The organism is Klebsiella sp. 64, assembly GCF_018223915.1.
GTDB lineage: Bacteria > Pseudomonadota > Gammaproteobacteria > Enterobacterales > Enterobacteriaceae > Klebsiella > Klebsiella pneumoniae.
Genome location: NZ_JAGRQZ010000033.1, coordinates 14,756 through 39,370 on the forward strand (window position 1 = coordinate 14,756; position 24,615 = coordinate 39,370).

The 24,615-nt window shown below is 59.6% G+C and carries 16 protein-coding genes and 1 pseudogene; 7 read left to right on the plus strand and 10 right to left on the minus strand.

Going from position 1 to position 24,615, the window contains the following annotated elements:
• Genes mdtC through KHQ23_RS20540 form a run of 3 tightly spaced genes read right to left on the minus strand, consistent with a single transcriptional unit; the run spans position 1 to position 7,439 of the window.
• Positions 1–3,078, minus strand: coding sequence for a multidrug efflux RND transporter permease subunit MdtC (gene mdtC / locus KHQ23_RS20530; RefSeq protein WP_047694797.1), 3,078 nt, complete (start codon positions 3,076–3,078; stop codon positions 1–3).
• On the minus strand, positions 3,079–6,201 hold the full coding sequence (locus KHQ23_RS20535; RefSeq protein WP_023280345.1) for an MdtB/MuxB family multidrug efflux RND transporter permease subunit: 3,123 nt from the start codon (positions 6,199–6,201) through the stop codon (positions 3,079–3,081).
• Positions 6,201–7,439 carry an MdtA/MuxA family multidrug efflux RND transporter periplasmic adaptor subunit gene (locus tag KHQ23_RS20540; RefSeq protein WP_040175481.1) on the minus strand — a complete coding sequence of 413 codons (1,239 nt, stop codon included), beginning with the start codon at positions 7,437–7,439 and terminating at the stop codon, positions 6,201–6,203. The genes KHQ23_RS20535 and KHQ23_RS20540 overlap by 1 nt, the downstream gene beginning before the upstream one ends.
• Before the next feature lie 300 nt (positions 7,440–7,739).
• Between KHQ23_RS20540 and KHQ23_RS20545 the strand changes: the two genes are divergently transcribed.
• On the plus strand, positions 7,740–9,014 hold the full coding sequence (locus KHQ23_RS20545) for a dicarboxylate/amino acid:cation symporter (protein WP_004149053.1): 1,275 nt from the start codon (positions 7,740–7,742) through the stop codon (positions 9,012–9,014).
• 272 nt (positions 9,015–9,286) lie between these two features.
• On the opposite strand, the gene KHQ23_RS20550 is transcribed toward KHQ23_RS20545, so the two are convergent.
• The 5 genes from KHQ23_RS20550 to yegD form a co-directional block, all read right to left on the minus strand.
• On the minus strand, positions 9,287–9,898 hold the full coding sequence (locus KHQ23_RS20550) for a response regulator transcription factor (protein WP_009483956.1): 612 nt from the start codon (positions 9,896–9,898) through the stop codon (positions 9,287–9,289).
• Between the two features lie 115 nt (positions 9,899–10,013).
• Entirely contained in the window at positions 10,014–10,154 is a 141-nt protein-coding gene (locus tag KHQ23_RS26500) for a small membrane protein (protein ID WP_004146563.1), read from the minus strand.
• Between the two features lie 237 nt (positions 10,155–10,391).
• Positions 10,392–11,093 (minus strand): response regulator transcription factor, encoded by a 702-nt coding sequence (locus KHQ23_RS20560; protein ID WP_040175483.1) that lies wholly within the window; start codon positions 11,091–11,093, stop codon positions 10,392–10,394.
• Between the two features lie 14 nt (positions 11,094–11,107).
• The gene (locus KHQ23_RS20565) at positions 11,108–12,964 is read right to left on the minus strand and encodes a sensor histidine kinase (protein WP_040175485.1); all 1,857 of its coding nucleotides are present in this window, start codon (positions 12,962–12,964) and stop codon (positions 11,108–11,110) included.
• A 288-nt stretch (positions 12,965–13,252) separates the two neighbouring features.
• A complete protein-coding gene (gene yegD / locus KHQ23_RS20570) occupies positions 13,253–14,605 on the minus strand; it encodes a molecular chaperone (protein WP_023286715.1) in 1,353 nt (450 codons plus the stop codon).
• Between the two features lie 137 nt (positions 14,606–14,742).
• Between yegD and alkA the strand changes: the two genes are divergently transcribed.
• The 4 genes from alkA to asmA all read left to right on the plus strand — a co-directional run bounded on the left by alkA (position 14,743) and on the right by asmA (position 18,897).
• Positions 14,743–15,591, plus strand: a complete 849-nt coding sequence (gene alkA, locus KHQ23_RS20575) for a DNA-3-methyladenine glycosylase 2 (RefSeq protein WP_004184825.1) — start codon at positions 14,743–14,745, stop codon at positions 15,589–15,591.
• 114 nt (positions 15,592–15,705) lie between these two features.
• Positions 15,706–16,347 (plus strand): uridine kinase, encoded by a 642-nt coding sequence (udk, locus tag KHQ23_RS20580; protein ID WP_002912442.1) that lies wholly within the window; start codon positions 15,706–15,708, stop codon positions 16,345–16,347.
• 90 nt (positions 16,348–16,437) lie between these two features.
• Positions 16,438–17,019: a dCTP deaminase gene (dcd, locus tag KHQ23_RS20585; RefSeq protein WP_004151145.1), complete on the plus strand. Its 582-nt coding sequence runs from the start codon at positions 16,438–16,440 to the stop codon at positions 17,017–17,019.
• Positions 17,020–17,049: 30 nt separating this feature from the next.
• Positions 17,050–18,897 carry an outer membrane assembly protein AsmA gene (asmA, locus tag KHQ23_RS20590; protein ID WP_004180531.1) on the plus strand — a complete coding sequence of 616 codons (1,848 nt, stop codon included), beginning with the start codon at positions 17,050–17,052 and terminating at the stop codon, positions 18,895–18,897.
• A gap of 536 nt (positions 18,898–19,433) precedes the next feature.
• Here the strand turns inward: asmA and KHQ23_RS20595 are convergent.
• On the minus strand, positions 19,434–21,017 hold the full coding sequence (locus KHQ23_RS20595; protein WP_040175905.1) for a TerC family protein: 1,584 nt from the start codon (positions 21,015–21,017) through the stop codon (positions 19,434–19,436).
• 759 nt (positions 21,018–21,776) lie between these two features.
• Here KHQ23_RS20595 and galF point away from each other — a divergent pair.
• Positions 21,777–22,750, plus strand: a pseudogene (gene galF / locus KHQ23_RS20600) (GalU regulator GalF).
• Between the two features lie 315 nt (positions 22,751–23,065).
• The gene (locus KHQ23_RS20605) at positions 23,066–23,695 is read left to right on the plus strand and encodes a phosphatase PAP2 family protein (protein WP_004184823.1); all 630 of its coding nucleotides are present in this window, start codon (positions 23,066–23,068) and stop codon (positions 23,693–23,695) included.
• A gap of 546 nt (positions 23,696–24,241) precedes the next feature.
• Here KHQ23_RS20605 and KHQ23_RS20610 read toward each other — a convergent pair.
• Positions 24,242–24,364, minus strand: coding sequence for a hypothetical protein (locus KHQ23_RS20610; RefSeq protein ID WP_020324291.1), 123 nt, complete (start codon positions 24,362–24,364; stop codon positions 24,242–24,244).
• Positions 24,365–24,615: the final 251 nt, after the last annotated feature.

Below are 24,615 nucleotides of genomic sequence, written 5' to 3' on the forward strand. Positions count from 1 at the left end.
TTATTCGCTTACCGGTTGAGAGGAGTGACGCGAAAAACGCAGCCGCAGACGGTCAAAGAAAAGATAGACCACCGGCGTGGTGTAGAGCGTTAACAGCTGGCTCATCACCAGACCGCCGACGATGGTGATCCCCAGCGGCTGGCGCAGCTCAGAGCCATCGCCCCCGGAGAGCACCAGCGGCAGGGCGCCGAACAGCGCGGCGAGGGTGGTCATCATAATCGGCCGGAAACGCAGCAGGCAGGCCTGGAAAATCGCCTCTTCCGGCGTCAGGTTGCCGTTACGCTGCGCCTCCAGGGCAAAATCAACCATCATGATGGCGTTTTTCTTAACGATACCAATTAATAACATAATCCCAATCAGGGCGATTAGGCTGAACGGGGCATCGAAGATCTCCAGCGCCAGCAGAGCGCCCACCCCGGCGGAGGGCAGCGTCGAGAGGATGGTCAACGGATGCACATAGCTCTCATATAGCACCCCCAGCACGATATAGACCGTGGCGATAGCCGCGAGGATCAGGATCACCTGCGCGTTCATGGTCTGCTGGAACACCTGAGCGGTACCGGCAAAGGAGCCGCGCACGCTCGACGGCACCCCGAGCTGGGTCATCGCGCGGTCAATGGCCTCGCTGGCTTCCGACAGCGAGCGGCCGGTGGGCAGGTTAAAGGAGATAGTGGATGCCGCCGACAGCCCCTGGTGGTTCACCGACAGCGGGGCATTGGCCGGCTGCCATTTAGCGAAGTAGGCCAGCGGGATCGGCTTGCCGTCGCTGTTAATGACGAACATCTTATCCAGGGCGCTGACGTCCTGGGTGTAGGCCGGATCCACCTCCATCACCACCTTATACTGGTTGAGCGGCTGGTAGATGGTAGAGATCTGCCGCTGGCCAAAGGCGTTGTTCAGCAGGTTGTTGGCGTCCTGGACGCTGATGCCGAGGCGCGACATGGTATCCCGGTCATAAACCAGGTCCATTTCGGCGCCATTGTCCTGCTGATCCGAGTTGACGTCCGCCAGCTCCGGCAGCGCCGCCAGCGCTTTGCGGATCTTCGGCTCCCACTCGCGCAGCGCCGACAGGTCGTCGGACAGCAGGGTGTACTGATAGCTGGCGTTCGACTGCCGGCCGCCGACGCGGATATCCTGCACCGCCATCAGGAACAGGTTGGCCCCGGGCTCGTTGGCCAGCTTTTTGCGCAGCCGGTCGATCACCTGCTGCGCCGTCTCGTGGCGCTGGTCGCGCGGCTTGAGGGTGATAAACATCATCCCGCTGTTGACCCGCGAGCCGCCGGTAAAGCCGGTGACGTTATCCACCGCCGGATCTTCGCGAATGATCTTCATAAAGTCCTGCAGCTTGCCGCGCATCGCCTGGAAGGAGATGCTCTGGTCGGCCTGAATGCCGCCCATCAGCACCCCGGTGTCCTGCTCCGGGAAGAAGGTTTTCGGGATCGAAATGTAGAGCCAGACGCTGAGGGCGATGGTGCCGAGCACCACCAGGCCGGTCAGCCGGCTGTGCCTGAGCACCCATTTTAACGATTTCCCATAGCCGCCCTGCACGGCCACCAGCAGGCGGCCAAAGCCGCGGTTGCGCGTCGGCTGGTGGGGCTTACCGCTTTTCAGCAGCCAGCCGCACATCATCGGTGTCAGGGTGAGGGACACCGCCAGCGAGATGCCGATCGCCACCGACAGGGTGACGGCGAACTCGCGCAGCAGGCGGCCGGGCAGGCCGCCCATCAGCAGCAGCGGCAGAAACACCGCCACCAGCGACAGGCTCATCGACAGCACGGTAAAGCCGACCTCGCGGCTCCCCTGCAGCGCCGCCTGCAGGGGTTTCATCCCCGCTTCCAGATGGCGGGAGATATTCTCCAGCACCACGATAGCGTCATCCACCACGAAGCCGGTGGCGATGGTCAGAGCCATCAGCGACAGGTTATTGAGGCTGAAGCCGCACAAATACATCGCGGCGAAGGTGCCGATTAAGGAAACCGGGACGGCGACGGCCGGGATCAGCGTGGCGCGCCCCGAGCGCAGGAACAGGAACACCACGAGGATCACCAGCGCCACCGAAATCACCAGCGTCTGCTCCACCTCCTCCAGCGAAGCACGGATGGTCGGCGAACGGTCCTGGGCGATCTGCAGGTCGATAGCCGCCGGAATGGTCTGCTGCAGCTCCGGCAGGCGGGCGCGGATGCTGTCCACTGTCTGGATAATATTGGCTTCCGGCAGTTTGCGGATCATCAGCAGGATCGCCGGTTTGGCGTTGGTCATCCCGGCGTTGCGCACGTCCTGCACCGAATCCGAGACGGTGGCGACATCCCCCAGCCGCACTGCGGCGCCATTCTGGTAGTGGACGATCAGCGGCTGATAGTCGGCGGCGGTCTTCAGCTCATCGTTGGTCTGCACCTGCCAGCGGTGCGCGCTGTCCTCCAGCGCCCCCTGCGGTTTGCGCACGTTAGCGTCGCTGATGGCGGTGCGCACCGCGTCCAGCGACACGCCCTGGTTGAACAGCGCCTGCGGGTTGAGGTCGACGCGCACCGCCGGCAGGGAGCTGCCGCCGACGTCGACATCACCCACGCCGTCGATCTGCGCGATGGTCTGCGCCAGCTGGGTGGAGGCGAAATCATACAGCTCACCCTGGGAGTAGGTGTCCGAGGTCAGCGTCAGGATCATGATCGGCGCATCCGACGGGTTGGCTTTGCGGTAGGTCGGCCGGCTGGGCATCCCGCTCGGCAGCAGGCTTTGCGCGGCGTTGATCGCCGCCTGAACGTCGCGCGCCGCGCCGTTGATATCGCGGTCGAAGTTAAACTCAAGAATGATGCGCGTACTGCCCAGCGAACTGGAGGAGGTCATCTCATTGACCCCGGCAATCCGTCCCAGGGAGCGTTCCAGCGGGGTGGCCACCGACGAGGCCATGGTCTCCGGGGAGGCCCCCGGCAGCGAGGCGCTAACCATGATCACCGGGAAGTCCACCTGCGGCAGCGGGGCTACCGGCAGCAGCCGGAAACCGAGAATGCCGCACAGGGTGATGGCCAGCGAGATGAGGATCGTCGCCACCGGGCGGTAAATGAAGAGGGCGAAAAACTTCACTTACGCCTCCTCTTCCTGACGCGGGAAGCGGCGCTTCAGGTGCAGCGACAGGCGGTCGAACAGCAGATAGATCACCGGGGTGGTGAACAGGGTCAGCACCTGGCTGAGCATCAGACCGCCGACCATGCCGATCCCCAGCGGACGCCGCAGCTCCGCGCCGACGCCGGTGCTCAGCATCAGCGGCAGGGCGCCGAGCAGGGCGGCGAGGGTGGTCATCAGGATCGGCCGAAAACGCAGCAGACAGGCCTGGTAGATCGCTTCCCGCGGCGGCATGCCCTGCTCGCGTTCGGCGGCCAGCGCGAAGTCGATCATCATGATGGCGTTCTTCTTCACGATGCCGATCAGCAGAATGATGCCGATGATGGCGATCACGTCCAGCTCGCTGCCCGCCAGCCACAGCGCCAGCAGCGCCCCGACCCCGGCGGTGGGCAGGGTGGAGAGAATCGTAATCGGATGGATAAAGCTCTCGTACAGCACCCCCAGCACGATATACATCGCCACCACCGCGGCGACCACCAGCCAGACGGTGCTGCCGAGCGCCGACTGGAAGGCCAGCGAGCTACCCTGGAACTGGGTGCGAATATCGGTCGGGAAATCCAGCGACTGTTCGGCGGCGAGGATCGCCTCCACCGCTTCGCCCAGCGAGTAGTTGTCCGGGACGTTAAACGAGATGGTGGTCACCGGGAACTGATCGAGGTGGTTCACCGACAGCGGGGTAAAGCGCTGCTCCACCGTGGCGATGGCGGTCAACGGCACGATGCCGCCGTCGCTGCTGGTGAGGCGGATATTCTCCAGCGCCGCCAGGCCCGGCGTCGCCTCGGTATCCTGCTCGAGCACCACGCGATACTGATTCGCCTGAGTGTAAATAGTGGAGATCAGCCGCTGGCCGAAGGCGTTGTACAGCGCGTTATCGACATCGGCCATTGAGATGCCGAGGCGGCTAGCGCTGTCGCGATCCACCTTGATATAGGCGGCCAGGCCTTTGTCCTGCCAGTCGCTGCTGACGTCGGCCAGCTGCGGCTGGGCCTGCAGGCGGCTGAGCAGCGGCGGCACCCAGGTGCTCAGCGCCTCGAGGGAGTTTGCCTGCAGGGTGAACTGATACTGGGTGCGGCTCACCGTGGTGTCGATGGTCAGGTCCTGGGTCGGCTGCAGGTAGAGCGCCACGCCGGGGACGCCGTCCACCGCCTGCTGCAGGCGGCTTATCACCGTCTGGACGCGGTCGTCGCGTTCATCCAGCGGCTTGAGGTTGATCTGCAGACGGGCGCTGTTCAGCGCCGGGTTGGTGCCGTCGACGCCGACGAAGGAGGTCAGACTCTCCACCGCCGGATCCTTAAGGATAATGCTGGCCACCTGCCGCTGGCGCTCGGCCATGCTGGCGAAGGAGACCGACTGCGGCGCCTGGAGGGTACCCTGGATAATGCCGTTATCCTGGATCGGGAAAAAGCCTTTCGGGATAAAGACCCACAGGATAATCGACAGCGCCAGGGTGCTCAGGGCGACGCCGAGCGTCAGCCACGGATGATTCAGCACCCGGCTCAGCCAGCGGCCGTAGACGGCGATCACCCGTTCGAAGAAACGCTCGCTGGCCTGCGAGAATCGGTTCTGCTTACGCAGCGATTCGTGGCTTAACATGCGGGCGCACATCATCGGCGTCAGGGTCAGGGAGACCACCGCCGAGATAAGAATAGCGACGGCAAGGGTGACGGCGAATTCGCGGAACAGGCGGCCGACGATATCGCCCATAAACAGCAGCGGGATCAGCACCGCGATCAGCGAGAAGGTGAGGGAGATGATGGTGAAGCCGATCTCCCCCGCGCCCTTCAGCGCGGCGGCCAGCGGCTTCTCGCCTTTTTCGATATAGCGCGAGATGTTCTCGATCACCACGATGGCGTCATCCACCACGAAGCCGGTGGCGATGGTCAGGGCCATCAGCGTCAGGTTATTGATCGAAAAGTCGAGGAACACCATCACCGCGAAAGTGCCCACCAGCGACAGCGGCACCGCGACGCCGGGAATAATGGTCGCCGGCACGTTGCGCAGAAACAGGTAGATGATCATCACCACCAGGGCGATGGCCAGCATCAGCTCAAACTGGGTGTCGCGCACCGAGGCGCGGATGTTGGTGGTCCGGTCGGAGAGGACCTGCACCTTCACCGATTTCGGCAGGCTCTCGGTGAGCTGCGGCAGCATCTGGCGAATGCTGTCGGCGGTGTCGATGATGTTGGCCCCCGGCTGGCGCTGGACGTTCATCACGATGGCCCGCTGCTGGTTGGCCCATGCCCCGAGCCAGCTGTTTTCGGCCCCTTGTTCGACGCTGGCGACATCGCCGAGCCGGATCGGCGCCCCGTTCTGATAAGCGATAATCAGCCGGCGATAATCCTCAGCGGACTGCATCTGATCGTTAGCGGAAAGCGTCACCGCGCGGGCCGGGCCGTCGAGGCTGCCTTTCGCGGAGTTAACGTTGGCGCTGGTGATAGCGGTGCGCACGGTTTCGCTGGTCAGGCCGAGGGCGGCGATGGCCTGGGCGTTAAGCTTCACCCGCACCGCCGGGCGCTGGCCGCCGGCGAGGGTCACCAGACCGACGCCGGAAACCTGGGAGATCTTCTGCGCCACCCGGGTCTCCACCATGTCCTCAACCTGGGTCATCGGGATGGCGGAGGAGGTGACGGCGAGGGTCATGATCGGCGGATCCGCCGGGTTCACCTTGCTGTAGACCGGCGGGTTGGGCAGATCGCTCGGCAGCAGGTTGGTGGCGGCGTTAATGGCCGCCTGCACTTCCTGCTCGGCGACGTCCAGCGGCAGGGTCAGCTGGAACTGCAGCGTGACTACCGAGGCGCCGCCGGAGCTTTGCGACGACATCTGCTTAAGGCCTGACATCTGGCCGAACTGGCGCTCCAGCGGGGCGGTGATGGCGGAGGTCACCACGTCCGGGCTGGCGCCCGGATAGAGGGTGACTACCTGAATGGTCGGGTAATCGACCTCCGGCAGGGCGGAGACCGGCAGAAAGCGGTAGCCGATGATCCCGGCCAGCAGGATAGCCACCATCAGCAGAGTGGTGGCCACCGGACGCATAATAAACAGCCGGGACGGGCCGCCGGTGCGGCCTGGAGGTAACACCTGCATCAGGAACGCGCTCCGTGTTTACCGCTCTGGCGCGGGGCGGGCTGCGCCTGCTCGCCGCTGCTGGCGGTGACAACTTCTACCTTCGCTCCCTCGGTCAGACGGTCAATCCCGTCGGTGACCACGCGATCTCCGGCGGAAAGCCCGGCGCTGATGACTACTTTCTGGCTGTCCTGGATGCCGGGCGTCACGCTGTGTTTGCTGACCTTATTCTCATCGTTCAGCACCCATACGAAATGCCCTTCGTTGCCCATCTGCAGCGCGGCGGCAGGGATCACCACCGCGTTCTGCTGGGTGTCCACCAGCAGGCGGGCGTTAACGAACTGATTGGGGAACAGCGCGTCGTCCAGATTGCTAAAGCGCGCCTTCAGCTTGATGGTCCCGGTGGTCGCATCGATCTGGTTATCGAGGCTCAGCAGCTCGCCGACGCTGATTTTCTGCTTATTGGTGCGATCCCAGGCTTCGACGCTGAGCGTTTTGCCCGCTTTCTGCGCCTGCACCACCGTGGCGATGCTGCTTTCCGGCAGGGTAAAGACCACGTCGATCGGGTGCGTCTGGGTAAGGACCACGATCCCGGTGGTATCCCCGCTGGAGATCTGGTTGCCGATATCGACCTGCTTTAAGCCGACGCGGCCGTCAATTGGCGCGGTAATGCGGGTCCAGTCGAGCTGCAGTTGGGCGCTGGCGACGGCCGCTTCATCAGCTTTCACCGTGCCGCCGGATTCCACCACCAGCGACTGCTGAGTGTCGAGCTCCTGGCGGGAGACGAGGTTGGTCTTCACCAGCTGCTGGTAACGAGCGAGATCGCGGCGGGCGTTGGCAAGGGTGGCCTGATCTTTCGCCAGCTGACCCTGCGCCTGGGCGAGGGCGACTTTAAACTGGCTGGGGTCGATCTGCGCCAGCAGGTCGCCGGCTTTGACCTGCTGTCCCTCCTGGAAGTGAAGGCTCAGCAGTTGGCCGTCGACCCGGCTGCGGACGGTGACGGTGTTGGCCGCCGTCACCGTACCCAGCCCGGTGAGATAGCGCGGGACCGCTTCTTCGGTGGCGGTAGCCGCCTGCACCGGCGCCAGCGCGGCGCCAAAGCGGCCATGGCGTGCGCCGCCCGGCCCCTGCGGGCCCTGTCCGGCGGCGGGAGCCCCGCTGCCGCTCGTCCCGCGATCGTGCCAGAACCAGTAGGCGGCCCCGGCGATAATCACTACCGCCAGCGCGGCGCCCCAACGACGTATGTTACTGCCTTTCATTAGTTTACGGTCTCATCCTGAAGCGTTTCGCTGAATGATACTAGTTTAGTGAGGGAAGGGGCCGTAAAAATGGAGGAATTATGAAAAGAAGGTTGAGAAATGTCTGGATAACCGCCGCGACGCCGGGCGCTCCCGCGGCCGATATCCGGGGTGATATCAACTTTTAGTTTAAAAAAGCAAAAAATAGTTGTATCCGCGGGGGCTTTAATTAGATTTATGCGGTGAATAAATCAGTGCATTCTCATAATAATAAAATATGCACTTAAAAATCAACGTGTTAAATAATCAGGGGTCATTGCTGTGGCAAACGCAAACAAACTCACGCTCTTCATCGTCATTTTTATGCTGATGGGGATCCTCTCCGGCGCGGCTATCCATGCCTACGCGACGCCAACCACCGTCTCCGCCTGGGCGGACAACATTACGCTGCTCACCGATCTGTTTCTGCGGTTGATCAAAATGGTCATCGCGCCGTTGGTGTTCAGCACCCTGACGGTCGGCATTATGCGCCTCGGCGAGACGGCGACCATCGGCCGGGTAGGCGGGAAGGCGATGGTCTGGTTCATCACCTCCTCGGTATTATCCATTCTCGTCGGGCTGGTGATCGTCACCTTCCAGCACCCGGGCGCCGGGTTAAACCTGGCGGTGCCGAAAGAGGCGGTGGATACCGGCCTGGCGGTCAGCGGCATGAGCCTGAAAGGATTCCTGTCGCACACCATCCCCACCAGCATCACCGAGGCGATGGCCAACAACGAGATCCTGCAGATCGTGGTGTTCTCGATGTTCTTCGGCATCGCCGGCGCGTCGCTGGGGGAGAAGTTTAATGCTCCGCTGGTGGCGGCCCTTAACGTGGTGTCGCACATTATGCTGAAGGTGACGGGCTATGTGATGTACGTTGCGCCGCTGGCCATCTTCGCCGCCATCTCGTCGGTGATTGCCTCCCAGGGGCTGGGGATCCTGCTCAACTATGCTTCGTTCATCGGCGGCTACTACCTGGCGGTGCTGTTGACCAGCGCGGTGCTGATTGCCGTCGGCTATATGGTGCTGAAAAAAGAGGTTTTCCGCCTGCTGAACATGCTGAAAGATCCGGTGCTGGTGGCCTTTACCACCAGCAGCTCGGAAGCGGCCTATCCGAAGACCCTTGAGCGACTGGTGAAGTTTGGCTGCTCGCGCAATATCGTCTCGTTCGTCCTGCCGATTGGCTACTCGTTCAACCTCGTTGGCTCGATGGTCTACTGCTCCTTCGCCGCGATGTTTATCGCCCAGGCCTATAACGTGCCGCTGAGCTTTAGCGAGATTACGGTCATGATGCTGACCCTGATGCTGGCCTCGAAAGGTATCGCCGGGGTGCCGCGTTCGGCGCTGGTGGTGCTGGCGGCGACGATCCCCAGCTTCAATATACCGGTCGCCGGGATCCTGCTGCTGATGGGTATCGACCATTTCCTCGACATGGGGCGCTCCGCCATCAACGTGCTGGGTAATGGCATCGCCACCGCGATGCTGTCGAAAAATGAAGGGTTGCTGACCGACGAGGAAGCGCAGCCGGACTGGGAAGTGGAGAAAGCGGAAGCCTGATCCTGCCGCGCCCTTTCACTGAGGGCGCTATTCCACACGGAAAAAAGACCCCTGACAGGCACGTCAGGGGCAATGTGACGAAGTATCAGTTTTCCTCGTGTAGCGTGTTTTTTATTATATAAAGACGGGCGGTAACGTCTTTATACCGAGGAAGCGTCAGAGTTTAACGTTATGTCCGCCAGCGCTGGATATTTTTTAGCATCCTGCGACTATTTTCGGATTTCCGACAATATAGACAGGTCAATATCTTATTTTTTTGTGCTGCTGTTTGCCTACCAGCGCTCACGTAAAAGATTCATAAACTGGAAAAATTCATGATTATTATTCAGGCTGTATTTTTCCATGATCTTATTCTTATGATAGGCGGCGGTGCGGGGACTCACACGCTGCAGGGCGGCGATTTTACTCATATCCAGCCCTTCGAGAATACCGTGCACTACGGCGGTCTGCGATCGCGATAACACGCGATGCGGACAGCTGGCGCAGCTGAGTTCCCGGCCTGCGGCGTCGGTAGCCGTGGGGGTCATACAATGCTGAAGCTCGCTTTTAATGATCGTCAGCAATTGCGGAATACTGGCCGTTTTTAGCGAAACAAAAATGACCCCTTTCAGGCAGTTAATCATGAACTCATCTTCCGGCAGCTGGTCATAGCTATGGAGGATAATCAGCGAGCTTCCTCTTTTTCTGTTCTTAATCAGGGTATTACACAGGTATATTTCCCCGGGGATCACTTCGCAGATAATGATATCTTCAGCTGACAGATCGGTGTTACGCCAGGAAAAACGCGCCCGCAGATCGCCCCGGGTGAGGTCATTGACCATGGCCACCAGCGATTCACGGACAAAGGCATTGCGGGTGTTGATGGTGACATTAATGTTTCTCATGGCGTTATTTCCTTACGCAAAACATAACGCCATGCTGTGACAAATCCTCCGGGCGTATGCGGTGTGTTGAAGATATAAAAGCACCTACAATAATTTTTTATTATTTTAAAGTGAATTATTTACGACGCATCGAACGCTTATCGTTAAAAGTAAATTTCTGCCGCCTCCTGTCTTTCAGATAGGAAATAAAACTGTATACAGAGATGCTGAAGAAAAAAATGCATAGCAATAAAACTAACCACGTTTGCATGGCCATCGTTTTTACCCTGATTGTGTTGCATGGTGTCAGAATTTGCCGCGAACGGCTAATACGTTTTGTTATATGCTTTTCTGTCCCGCGAAAATCTTACGCCATCATCCTGATGTGCTAGCACTATAAGAAAGTTCTTAAGGTCATCGTCAGTCTCATTCCTCTCATTTCTCTCAGAAAATGAGAAAAATTAACACTTGCGAGTTTTTTATATCCCGCGCGGCCGCCGACGCGCCCCGTCGTTCAGGAAATAAAGGCCAGTCCCTTACCAAAGATTGCGCGAACGGGCAGGTGGATCCCCTGCTGGCGTGCCTTGTGACGCAGGCGGCTAACCACCACGTCGATCCGGTGCAGGTCAGGCTCGCTTTCATGGGAAAACAGGCAGGCATGGAGATCCAGTTTGCTGCACACTTCGTTGCGATTGCGCATCAGGAGCTCCACCAGGCGATATTCCTGCTGGGTTAACTCCAGCGTCCGGGCGTCGGGTGAAATCAGTTTATCCTCTTGCAGACGCCAGCTGCCGGTGGAGACGGCCGGCGGCGTGCCGATCGCCTCCGCAGGCGGAGCCGCCGGACGGTCCTGGCGCAGGCGCGCGCCGAGGGCGGTGAGGGTCTCGGCAAGATGGGCGAAGTTTACCGGTTTGATCAGATAGGCATCGGCCCCAAGGCTCAGCGCCTGCAGTTTATCCTGTTGCTGACCGCGGGCGCTGACCACCACCAGACCGTAGTGCCCCAGCTCATGCAGATAGTTCAGTACGCTGAAGCCATCCTCGCCGGGCAGGCCGATATCAACCAGCACGATATCCACCGGATGGCTGTGCAGTTGCCGCCAGAAGGCTTCGGCGCTGCGCGTCCCCCACACCTCGAAGCCGCGATAGCCCAGCCAGGCCAGCAGTTCATCCAGCAGATCGGCGTTATCTTCAATTATCGCCAGCCGTAAAGCCATACGTCGTTCTCCTCTTAAGCAACCGTGGGGAGGGTGAGAATAAAGGTGCAGCCGTCCGGGCCATGCTCGGCCAGCCACAGTTTGCCATCATGAGCCTGCACTATCTGACGCGCAACATACAGTCCGAGACCGGTGCCGCCTGGTACCGGCGATGTGTGCTCGCCGCGGCGGTAGCGCTCAAAGATCAGTTCCGCCTGTCCGGCGGGGAGTCCCGGGCCGTGGTCGCGAATGCGTAGCTCCGTTTGCCCGGCATCGGAATGAATATCGATGGCGATTTCACCGGGGGGCGAATACTTGACGGCGTTATCCAGCAGATTAGCGATGGCGATGCACAGCAGGCCGGCATCGGCCTGCAGCTGCGGGCTTTCCACCGCGCCGTGCTGGCGGATGTTCAGGTAGTGATCATGGGAGATGGCCACCACCGAGGCGGCCATGTTGATCACCGTCAGCAGGGCGGTCTGCTGGCGCTCGACGTGCAGATCGTGGGAGGCGAGCCGGGCGTCGGCAAGGCAGTTATCGGTGAGCTGCACCAGGCGGGTGGCGGCGCGGCCGATGCGATCGAAGCGCGCCTCCTGGCTGGTCGAGGCCGCCGAGAGGCGAAGATTCTCCAGCGCCGCCTGGATCACCGCTAGCGGGGTGCGGAATTCGTGCGCCACCATGCCCATAAACTGCCGCTGGTGGAAGCTGGCTTCACGCTCAATCTGCAGTTCGCGCGCCAGGCGCTGCTTCTGCTCCAGCTGGCGGTTTTCAGCACGCACCCGCAGGATGGCAATGATCAGCACCGTAATGATGTGGACGATCAGCGCGTACTGCCAGAGGGAATAGATCGCCATATGGAACGGGATAATCCCATGGATCGACAACTGCACCAGCACCGCGGCGACGACATAGAACGGCGGCAGCAGACCCAGCAGCAGGGTGGTACGATCGATAGCTTTTTTGCGCCACAGCCACCAGGAGGTGAACAGCAGCACCGGGGTGATAATGATGAATACTACCCCTTCAATCTGCATCGCGAAGCCGTAAAACCCGAGCGGAATACTGACCTGCAGCATCAGGTTGAGTATCACGGCGGCGATCAGCAGCTGATGAAGTCGCGGCATATTCTTCTTCAGATCAAAAATCTCGCTGTGCAGCCAGAGGGCGGTAGCATAGCTGAACAGGGAGAGGCTGCTGATCATGAAGTCCTGGAACGGCAGCGCCGCGTGGCCGAAAAACCACTCCGGGAAGCCGTGCAGGGCGGCCACCAGCGGATAATTGAGCGAGAAAAGACAGATGCCCCACAGCAGACGCCGGCGCAGGGCCAGCGCCAGCCACAGCGCCACGCCGCTGGCGACAGCGGCCAGGCCGAAATAGAAGCTCCAGAACGCGGTGTCGGCGGTCGCCCGCTGTACAAATTCCTGCGGCGAAGAGAGCGAGGCCAGCAGGATCAGAGTGCTGGTGCTCTGCAGGCGAAAGACCACCTCATAGCCGGCGGCGGTCGGCGGCGGGGGGAGGATCAGCACGCTTTCGCGGCAGTGCAGGTCGCTCTCGCGGGCGCCGTCGCGGTCGCCAAAGGTGCGCTGTGCCCAGGGGGCATCGCTGCCCAGAGGCCGGTAGTAAATAGTCAGATGGTCGACAAAAGAGGGGCCCAGCTGCAGCCAGCGCGGCTCCCCGGCAAACCACGTTCCCGGCAGTTCGCTGCGCAGCCACCAGGTTTTTCGCGAATAACCAAAGGAGGGGATCTGCCGGGTGGTGGCGAGCTGGTCTGTGGGCAGGGCGGCGAAGCGATCGATGGTCATCTGGCCGCTGGCGTCCGCGTACCACTGGACCGGAATATCAATGCCCACCTGGCGCGTCGCCGCCTGCGCCTGTGGGGCGACCAGCAGCAAGAGTAATCCACAGCTGAGCAGCCAGCCTGCCAGGAACTGCGGCCGGCAACGCCGGACCGCCGCGAAGATCGCAGACACCCTTTTCAATCACGCCCCCTTGCGGCAAGCCAACGATACAGACCGCAGACATCTGGCTACGGTATGGATAATACGCCCCCGGAAGGGGGAAAAGTGGACAGGCCTGTCCGGACGAACAGGCCATTTTGCGTGGGAGACCAGGAATATTCCAGCGTAATCTGCATCGGCAGGATCAGGACAGACCTGCTGCGCGGCGGCGGTGGGCTGGGGTTAGCGGAAAACCACCTGCGCCCAGCGGGCCAGCCCGGCGGTTACCGAGCCAAAATCATCGCCACCGGCCAGCGGAATCCCCGGCAACTGGGCGGTCAGCGCCTTTTTGATCAGCGGCGAGCGGGCACTGCCGCCGGTAAGATAGATCACGTCCGGGGTGGTCTGGCTGCTGTCGAGCGCGAGCTGCACCTGTTCCATAATGCGGGTCAACGGTTGATCCAGCGCGGCTTCCAGACCCTGCTGGGCGATGGCGGTGGCCAGCTCGTCCTGAATAAACGGCAGCGCGGTTTCGACGCTGGCGGCGCTGGAGAGGGCGATTTTGCTCTCTTCGGCGCTGCGCACCAGACGATAGCTGAGACGCTGGCGCCAGACCTTCAGCAGCAGAGCCACCTTGTCGGCATCCCGGGCGCTGCGCAGCAGATCGTTCAGCAGGCGGCCGTTGGCGGTGCTGTAGAAATCGCTCTGCGCCGGCACGTCGTTGATCGCCACCGCGTTCCACCATGGGAGGATCGGCAGCGCGGTGCCTTTTTCCGTTTCGCCGCCCATGCCGAGGAGGGGCATCAGGCATTTGAAGGCCAGGGCAATGTCGAGATCGTTACCGCCGATGCGGCAGCCGCTGTGGCCGAGCAGGCTCTGCTGGCGGTCGGCGCGCTCCCGCCACTGCGGGCCCATCAATAGCAAGGAACAGTCGGTGGTCCCACCGCCGATATCGACGACCAGCACCCGCTTTTCTTCATTGAGGGTCGCTTCAAAATCGAGCCCGGCGGCAACCGGTTCAAACTGGAAAACCACATCGCGGAAACCGGCGCGGAGAGCCGCCCGCTCAAGGATCCCCTGCGCCTGGGCGTTCGCGTCGTCGCCGCCGAGGCCCTGGAAGTTAATCGGTCGGCCAATCACCGCCTGGTCGATCTGCTCGGGAAGCTGGCTTTCGGCCTGCAGTTTGATGTGCAGCATCATGGCGCAGACCAGGTCTTCAAACAGGGCCACCTGCTGCGGCTTCAGCCCGCTGGCGCCGAGGAAGGATTTTGGCGATTTAACGAAGTAGACCTCTTGCGGATCTTCAACATACTGATGCAGCGAGGCGAGACCGAACTGCACGCTGTTGCGCAGCACCTCGATGTCTTCGTCGCGGTTGGCGGCGATGGCCCGACGCAGCAGCGCCTGGTTTTCGTCGCTGTGGGTGGGGACATCATGATGGCGATAGAGCCACTCGCTGACCGCTTCGCGCGTTGGCGCGCAGAGCATCGAGGGCAGCAGGGCGCTGCCGTTTTCCAGTGTCAACAGCTGAGGGGTGTTTTCCCGCATCACGGCCACCGAACAGTTGGCGGTGCCGTAGTCAAAACCAATAAACATCGTCTGCAAAATCCCCATGCCGGTGAAGAAGGGGGGCGACTTTAGCGGATCGTCGCCATGCCGACAACCGGAATTTAAAAGCAAGGCGCTTATGGTCAAGGGCGACTATCATTGAAACGCTATATAAAGGAGAGCTTATGGTGCTGTTACCCTGGACCCCGCCCTATGACTGGGCGTGGATGGTTGGTTTTCTGCAGGCGCGCGCGGTTGCCGGCGTCGAGCGTTTTCACGATGGGGGCTACAGCCGCAGCTTTGGCGTGGAAGGCCACCGCGGGCTGATTCATCTGGCGCCGGACGAAGAGGCGCAGGGCCTGCGGGTGACCCTTTCCCCCGGGCTGCAGCCGGTGGCGGAGATCTGCTATGCGCGAATTGGCCAGCTGTTTGATTTAGCCTGCGACCCGCGGCAGGTCGCTCGCACGCTGGGCGACCTGGCGCAGGCGCGGCCGGGGCTGCGCCTGCCGGGGGCGCTGGATGCCTTCGAGCAGGCGGTGCGCGCGGTGCTGGGCCAGCTGGTGAGCGTGGCGATGGCCGCCCGGCTCACCGCCAAAGTGGCGGCTGGCTGGGGCGAACCGCTGGCGGAGGCACCCGGCTCTGTTTTGTTCCCGACGCCAGAGGCCCTGTCCCGGGCCGATCCGCAGGCGCTTAAGGCGCTGGGGATGCCGCTGCGGCGCGCGGAGGCGCTGATCCACCTCGCCCGGGCGGCGCTCAGCGGCGAGCTGCCCCTGACGGCGCCGGCGGATATTGACGCCGGGCTGCGTCAACTGCAGACCCTGCCCGGGATTGGCCGCTGGACGGCAAACTACTTTGCCCTGCGCGGCTGGCAGGCGAAAGATATCTTTTTGCCGGATGATTACCTGATTAAACAGCGCTTTCCGGGAATGACCCCGGCCGCCATCGCCCGCTATGCCCGCCGCTGGCAGCCGATGCGATCCTACGCGCTGTTGCATATCTGGTATACCGATGACTGGGCGCCGGCGGCGGAATAGCCGCCCGGGGCGCATACCACTGGTATCGGGACGCTGAAATCCCTATAATTGCCGCGTTTGGCGGTCCGCCGCCACCCTCCATCTCTATCCAGGTTAATCAGGTCGCAAAAATTTATGACTGATATGTCCCATCAGTGCGTCATTGTAGGCATCGCCGGCGCATCGGCTTCTGGCAAAAGTCTTATCGCCAGTACTCTCTATCGCGAATTGCGTGAACAAGTTGGCGACGAACATATTGGCGTCATTCCGGAAGACAGCTATTACAAAGATCAAAGCCATCTGTCGATGGAAGAGCGCGTCAAAACCAACTATGACCACCCGAGCTCAATGGACCACAGTCTGTTGTTCCAGCATTTGCAGATGCTGAAAAGCGGCCAGCCGATTGAACTGCCGGTATATAGCTACGTCGAGCATACCCGCACGCCGAACACCATTCACGTCGAGCCGAAGAAGGTGATTATCCTTGAAGGGATCCTGCTGCTGACCGATGCGCGCCTGCGTAACGAGCTCAACTTCTCTATTTTCGTCGACACCCCTCTCGATATTTGCCTGATGCGCCGTATTAAGCGCGACGTTAACGAGCGCGGCCGCTCCATGGACTCGGTGATGGCCCAGTATCAGAAAACCGTGCGCCCGATGTTCCTGCAGTTTATTGAACCGTCGAAGCAGTATGCCGACATCATCGTGCCGCGCGGCGGCAAAAACCGCATCGCTATTGATATTCTGAAGGCCAAAATCAGTCAGTTCTTTGAATAACCTGGCCGAATTGTGTAACGTGCAAAGAGTAGCCCTGTTGCCCTCTCCGCCGCGAAGCGTGCGGGAAGCAGCCTTATAAGGAGAAAGCCCATGCGTCTGTGTGACCGAGATATCGAAGCCTGGTTGGATGAAGGGCGACTCGCCATCAATCCGCGTCCGCCCGTTGAGCGTATTAATGGCGCGACGGTTGATGTACGGCTGGGTAATAAATTCCGCACCTTCCGTGGCCACACGGCGCCGTTTATCGATTTAAGCGGCCCGAAGGCCGAGGTCAGCGCCGCGCTGGACCGCGTGATGAGCGAAGAGATCGTCCTGCCGGAAGGGGAGGCCTTTTTCCTGCATCCGGGCGAACTGGCGCTGGCGGTGACCTACGAGTCTGTCACCCTGCCTGCCGACCTGGTAGGCTGGCTGGACGGACGCTCCTCGCTGGCGCGCCTGGGGCTGATGGTGCACGTTACCGCGCACCGTATCGACCCAGGCTGGTCCGGCTGCATCGTGCTTGAGTTTTACAACTCCGGCAAGCTGCCGCTGGCGCTACGCCCGGGGATGCCCATCGGCGCGCTGAGCTTTGAACCGTTATCGGGCCCGGCGGCCCGGCCGTATAACCGCCGTGAAGACGCCAAATATCGCGACCAGCAGGGCGCGGTGGCGAGCCGAATCGACAAGGATTGATAACGTCAACGGGGTGTTGCTGAGGGTGCCATGAGACGAATACTGACAACGCTGATGATCCTGCTGGCGGTCATTGTCGCCGGGCTTACCTCGTTGGTATTGCTGGTCAATCCCAACGATTTTCGCGCCTATATGGTGCATGAGGTGGCAGAGCGCAGCGGTTATCAGCTTGACCTTGATGGCCCGCTGCGCTGGCACGTCTGGCCGCAGCTCAGCATTCTCAGCGGACGGATGACGCTGACCGCCCGAGGCGCCGAAGAGCCGGTGATCCGCGCCGACAATATGCGCCTCGACGTGGCGCTGCTGCCGCTGCTCTCGCATCAGCTGCAGGTGAAGCAGGTGATGCTCAAGGGCGCGGTGATCCAGCTGACCCCGAAAACCGAGGCGGTTCGCGACAGCTCAGCGCCGGTGGTGCCGCATGACAACACCCTGCCGCTGGCCCCGGAGGATCGCGGATGGTCCTACGATGTGCGTCAGCTGCAGGTGGCCGACAGCGTGCTCTTCTTCCAGCACGAGAACGGCGAGCAGGTGACCGTGCGCGATATCCGTCTGCAGATGGAGCAGGATGAGAATCACCGGGCCACCGTGGATTTCTCCGGCCGGGTGAACCGCGACCAGCGCGACCTGGCGCTGAACTTCTCCGCCACCGTGCAGGGCGGCGATTATCCGCACTCCTTAAAAGCCGACTTTACCCAGCTTAGCTGGCAGCTGCGCGGCGCCGAGCTCCCACCGGACGGCATTAATGGTCAGGGAAGTCTGCAGGCCAGCTGGCAGGAAGATGACAAGACCCTGCGTTTTGACAACCTGAATCTGATGGCTAACCGCAGCACCGTTACCGGCAGCGGCAGCGTGGTGCTGGGGGATCGCCCGGACTGGTCGCTGGATTTGCACGCCACCACTCTCGATCTCGATAGTCTGCTGGCGCAAAGGTCGCCGGCGACGGACAGTAGTGCCAGTCAGCAGGGCCAGAGTCAGACGCGACCGCTGCGCCCGGTGATCGCCGACAGCGATGAGCGCGAAGATTACCAGAGCCTGCGCGGCTTCAACGGCCGAATGGCCCTGAGCGCCGACCAGCTGCAGTGGCGCGGTCTGAACTTCACCCAGGTGCAGAGCGAAATCAGCAACCAGCAGGGGCTGCTGACGGTCAGCAAAATGCAGGGCAATCTTGACGGCGGGCAGCTCTCTCTCCCTGGCACCCTGGATGCCCGCGGCGACACGCCGCTGGCGACGTTCCAGCCGGCGCTGCAGAATGTGGAGATCGGTTCGCTGATCAAAGCCTTTAACTATTCCTTAAACCTGACCGGCAAGCTGTCGCTGAGCGGCGAATTTTCCGGAACGCGCATTGACGCCGATGATTTCCGTCGCCACTGGCAGGGACAGGCTCAGCTCCAGATGGCCGATACCCGCACCGAAGGGCTGAACTTCCAGCAGCTGGTGCAGCAGGCCGTGGAGCGCAGCACCAACGTGCGGGCGCAGGAAAATTACGACAATGCCACCCGCCTGGATTCCGTGAGCAGCCGGCTGACGCTGGATAACGGGCTGGTGACGCTGAACCGCCTGCAGGGGCAGTCCGACGTGATGGCGATGACCGGCGAAGGACAGCTCGATCTGCAGAAAGAGAACTGCGATATGCGCTTCAACGTGCGCGTGCTCGGCGGCTGGAAAGGGGAGGGCAAGCTTATCGACCGCCTGAAACAGACCGCTATCCCGCTGCGCATCTACGGCGAGTGGCAGTCGCTGAGCTACAGTCTGCAGGTCGACCAGATCCTGCGCAAACAGCTGCAGGATGAAGCGAAGCAGCGCCTCAACGACTGGGTTGAGCGTAATAAAGGCAGCAAAGACGGCAACGATGCCAAAAAGCTGCTCGATAAGCTGTAATTCCTACCACCGCGGCCCGGAAGTTTCCGGGCTGTGTTTATCGTCAAAGCGTAATGTCACAATGATGCCGGGTGGCGGCTGCGCCTGACCCGGCCTGGGATGTGCGCAATATCATCCGTTTGCGTCGCCACTTAATGTAGGCCTGATAAGCGAAGCGCCATCAGGCAGTGTGGCGGCTACGCCTGGCCCGGCCTGGATTATACGGTGGGTGTCATACCCCGATTAGTTCGCCATCCCGTAGGCCTGATAAGCGAAGCGCCATCGGGCAGTGTGGCAGCTACGCCTGACCCGGTCTGGATTATACGGTGGGTGTCATACCCCGATTAGTTCGCCATCCCGTAGGCCTGATAAGCGAAGCGCCATCAGGCAGTGTGGCGGCTACGCCTGACCCGGCCTGGATTATACGGTGGGTGTCATCCCCCGATTAGTTCGCCATCCCGTAGGCCTGATAAGCGAAGCGCCATCAGGCATTAAACAGGATATCTGGCTATCAATTTTACGGCCCGGGATACCCCGGGCCGTTTTATGCCTGACGATTACACCTCATAATCCAGCTCATCCTGCTTTACCGGCGGGACGATCTGCACCTTCTGCACCCGATGGCTGTCAACCTGCAGCGTGCGCAGGGTATAGCCGTCAATCTCAATGGTTTCCCCCACCTGCGGCACATGCTGCAGATACTCCATCAGCAGACCGGCGACGGTGTGGTACTCCCGTTTATCATCCAGCGGCAGCGGAACGTACTGCACCAGATCCTCCAGCGGCATATGGCCGTTAACCGTCCATGAGCCGTCCTGATGATGCTGAATATCGTGCCGGGCATCGATCTCCTCCACCTCGTTGGGCAGATTACCGGCGATGGTCTCCATCACGTCGCTGAGGGTCACAATCCCCTCGACGGAACCAAACTCATCGACCACAAAGGCAAAATGGGTGCGGGCCTGGCGGAACTGCTCGAGCGCCGAGAGGAGCGGCAGGCCCTCCGGGAAGACCAGCGGTTGACGCACCAGCGCCTGCAGATCCAGCGGCTCCTGACGCAGGGACTGCTGGAGCAGGTCAATAACATGCACCACCCCCAGCAGATCTTCATTATCCTTCCCGCCGGTCACCACCAGCCGGGTATGCTGATTTTTCTCTACCAGGCTGCGGATCTCTTCCTCCGGCGCGCTGAGGTTGATGCGCTCGATATCATGGCGCGACGTCATAATACTGCTGACGCTGCGCTGATTAAGGTTCAGCACCCGCTCAATCATCAGTCGTTCCTGCGGATTAAACAGAGGATGTTGATCCTGATCGGCGACCAGCGACGCCGTGTCAGCATCCAGTTCAGCTTTTTCTTTCTGCCCGCTCAGCAGATTCATCACCGCTTCGGTAGTGCGCTGACGCAGCGTCATATTGGCGGAGAGGAAGCGACGGCGGTTAAATTGCGCCAGCTGGTTAAGCGCTTCAATCATGACCGAGAAGCCAATGGCCGCATATAAATAGCCTTTCGGAATGATAAAGCTGAAGCCTTCAGCAATCAGGCTGAAGCCGATCATCAGCAGGAAGCTCAGACAGAGGATCACGATGGTCGGGTGGCTGTTAACGAAGCGCGTCAGCGCCTTGCTGGCCATCAGCATCAGACTGATGGCGATAACCACCGCGGCCATCATCACCGCCAGGTGATCAACCATGCCGACGGCGGTGATCACCGAGTCGAGCGAGAAGATGGCGTCGAGCACCACGATCTGCGCCACGACGGCCCAGAATTTCGCCCCTTTGCGCTGGGTGGGGTTATCGCTGTCTTTCCCCTCCAGCCGCTCATTAAGCTCGACGGTCGCTTTAAACAGCAGAAACAGGCCGCCAAACAGCATAATCAAATCGCGGGCGCTAAAGCTGAAGTCGTGAAAAACAATCAGCGGTTTGGTCAGGGTGACCAGCCAGGAGATAGAGGCCAGCAGCAGGAGACGCATGACCATCGCCAGCATCAGGCCAGTGATCCGCGCGCGGTCGCGCTGGGTGGGAGGGAGTTTCTCGGCGAGGATAGCGATAAAGACCAGGTTATCGATACCCAATACCAGTTCGATAACCACCAGCGTGACGAGACCTGCCCAGATTGACGGATCGGCAATCCATTCCATATGTATTAAAACCTGTACGACTGCGGTATGTGTTACCACGATCATGGATAAGATGAGTCTAAAATGCAATAACGACGCGGATATCGCCCTGCCGTGGGTGGATATATTTCCAGCGGATTAAGCGAACCGATAAGAATTATGTTCCGGAAAAGAACAGTGAAAAAATAACACCATGGCGGCGACCATGGAATAATCTTGCCGATATCAGAACTTTTTCCGCTGCGTTTCAGCGAGGGCGGCAAAAGGCCTTCCTCCCGCGGTTCGTCACGGCGAGCGCGGATGCGCAGAGCAGAAACGAAGCGCGAAGCCCGCTCACAAAACCGGCATAATTCATATTATGAAGTGAGTGCAGAATAGGGCGGATCGCAGTTCACCGCCGCGGATTCAGGCTAATATGTCGTCATATCCGGCTGTTTATGCTGAAATATATTGCCTGGCGAAATTTATTATCTATATCTATTCTTTCCAGGCATACGCGCGGCGCGGCGGGGCCGGCGGCCAACAGACCCCGATAGACGGGCCTCTCAGCCACATCGCGCGGCGCAAGGGAACGAGCCGCTGAATAACCTGAACGAAAATAAGATTATTCTCACTTCTAACTGTTGGTATAAGGGAGTTGTGTGTATTCTTTTACGTGACAGTGAATTTAAGAATTTGGCGGGCAGATGCCCGGGCAGTATCCGTGTATTATCAGTTTCAATGGATTTGTGACATGTACAATTTTGCAAAACCGCGTGTTTTGCAACCAAACAGGTGAAGATGAATATGGCGAATTTGAAAGCGGTTATTCCGGTCGCAGGACTAGGCATGCATATGCTGCCGGCCACAAAGGCAATTCCAAAGGAGATGCTGCCGATCGTTGATAAGCCAATGATTCAGTACATCGTTGACGAAATCGTCGCCGCCGGGATCAAAGAGATTGTTCTGGTGACGCACTCCTCGAAGAACGCGGTGGAAAACCACTTCGACACCTCCTACGAGCTGGAAGCCCTGCTGGAACAGCGCGTGAAGCGCCAGCTGCTGGCGGAAGTGCAGGCCATTTGCCCGCCGGGCGTGACCATCATGAACGTGCGTCAGGCGCAGCCGCTGGGCCTGGGCCACTCCATCCTCTGCGCCCGCCCGGTAGTCGGCGACAACCCGTTTGTGGTGGTCCTGCCGGATATCATCCTTGACGGCGGCACCGCTGACCCGCTGCGCTATAACCTCGCCGCTATGATCGCCCGCTTTAACGAGACCGGTCGCAGCCAGGTGCTGGCGAAACGCATGCCGGGCGATCTCTCCGAATACTCCGTCATCCAGACCAAAGAGCCGATGGTGGCTGAAGGCCAGGTGGCGCGTATCGTCGAGTTTATTGAAAAACCGGACGAACCGCAGACCCTGGACTCCGATCTGATGGCGGTGGGGCGCTACGTGCTGTCGGCGGATATCTGGGCCGAACTGGAACGTACCGAGCCGGGCGCATGGGGCCGTATCCAACTGACCGACGCCATTGCCGAACTGGCGAAGAAGCAGTCCGTCGACGCGATGCTGATGACCGGCGAAAGCTACGACTGCGGGAAGAAAATGGGCTACATGCAGGCCTTCGTCACCTACGGGATGCGTAACCTGAAAGAAGGCGCCAAATTCCGCGAAAGTATTAAAAAACTGCTGGCCTGAGCGCCAGCCTGAAACCGAGCGGCAAGGCTGAAGCATTCGTCCTGCCGCTCATAACGTTATGCAGAAATTATTCATAACGCGAATGTTATAACGATTGTAAAGAAACGTATGGCTTCGTAGACTTCTGGTAGTTTGTCTCTGGCCTCTGTGGTGCAATGGTCGGAGTAGCGGCAATAATGCTTTATGAATAGTCACTTAGTGCGACAATTCCTAAAGCGAAGGGAAAGCGGTCAACGACAGCCAAAAATAAAACTTGACTGCGATCATGTTTCCGCTTTAAACATCTCACTTGCATGCATAAAAATGTGAAATGAATTGGCATGCGAGCTGGTACAGACATTACGGATAATCCCTGAGCACGGCAGTGGACATCATCGAAGGATCACAGGTATATGAACTGGCAACTCATCTCATTTTTTGGCGATAGCACCGTTTTGCTGCCCAGCGCAGCGGCGCTGTTTATTGTCCTGATGCTGCGTAAAACGTCGCGGTTGCTGGCGTGGCAGTGGAGTTTGCTGTTCGGCATCACCGGCGCTATCGTCTGCGCCTCCAAACTGGCCTTTATGGGCTGGGGTCTGGGTATTCGTGAACTGGATTACACCGGCTTCAGCGGCCACTCCGCGCTCTCCGCGGCCTTCTGGCCTATATTCCTGTGGCTGCTCAGCGCCCGTTTCTCCGTCGGTCTGCGTAAAGCGGCCGTTATTACCGGCTATGTTCTGGCCGCCGTGGTGGGCTATTCGCGGCTGGTCATCCATGCGCATTCCGTCTCGGAAGTGATTGCCGGCCTGCTGCTGGGCGCTGCTGGCAGCGCTTTGTTCCTGGTGTTGCAAAAACGTACCCCTGATCCGGAAAGCGTGAATATCTCATGGGGCGGTGTTGCATGCCTGGTGATGGTTCCGCTTATCCTGTTACATAGCGGCAGCAAAGCGCCGACTCAGTCCCTGCTGGGACAAATCGCCACCGCGGTGGGGCCGCTGGATAAACCCTTTACGCGTACCGATCTGCACAAGCAGGCTTGGTAATCGCCATTTGTTTTACAGGGGAAATTAAGTTTTCGCCGGTTAATTAGACAAATAAGAAAATAATCTACTATATACCCGGTAATTGATAATTCATATTTATGAAATAATGAAGTGCTACTACATTGTTATTGAATATTTGCCTGGATATAGCTTTGATCAGACGTTTCTTAAATGCGCTGAGACGTTACCTGATGCACATTCAATGAATATCCAGACACAGGAAACTATTAGAAATTGTAGTTGACTATAACGCCATCATCTGATTTTTGCATGATGATGAGCTATGTAAAAAGACGTTTTTTTACAGTCAGTTAGCTGCATGTGTGATGATGTAGCAATACCGGGAAGATCTCTAACCCTGGAAATCAGTGAATAATCTTAATTGGTGACCCGCTTATTTTTTGTCAGTAGAACGACAGGTGGCATTAATTGGCAGATATTCGGTAACAACACTCCCAATTGTGACCGAAATCCCGTAAACTTAACGCCGCCAAAAATAATGGCCTGACCAATTATTCATCCACAGGTCGATAAAAATTAAGTCGTTCAGGTAGTCAGTGCGCTGGTAGCTGTTAAGCCAGGGGCGGTAGCGTCGCTGAAGCCGCTTGCTGCTGCACAGAGGTTCTCTTCAACGGCTGTAAATATCGACCCGGTCAGGATGATCATCATCAATAGATATCTATCAATTTTCTACGGATATCCTCAGAAGTTGGCCAGGAGCGGCTGCTGTTATCGCCTGGACATTAACTTTCCTGTCTCATCCATAGCCTGTAGGGTAAAATTCGCCTACATTGTGAGCTGAGTGGATGTTATAAGGCTAACAAGCAGCTTAGGGTAAATGTACTTGCCTCGCCGGTGTTGCACAGCGAAGTCAGCTGGTGCCGCGAGCGCTTTCTATCTTGGTATTCCCCTCATTCTCA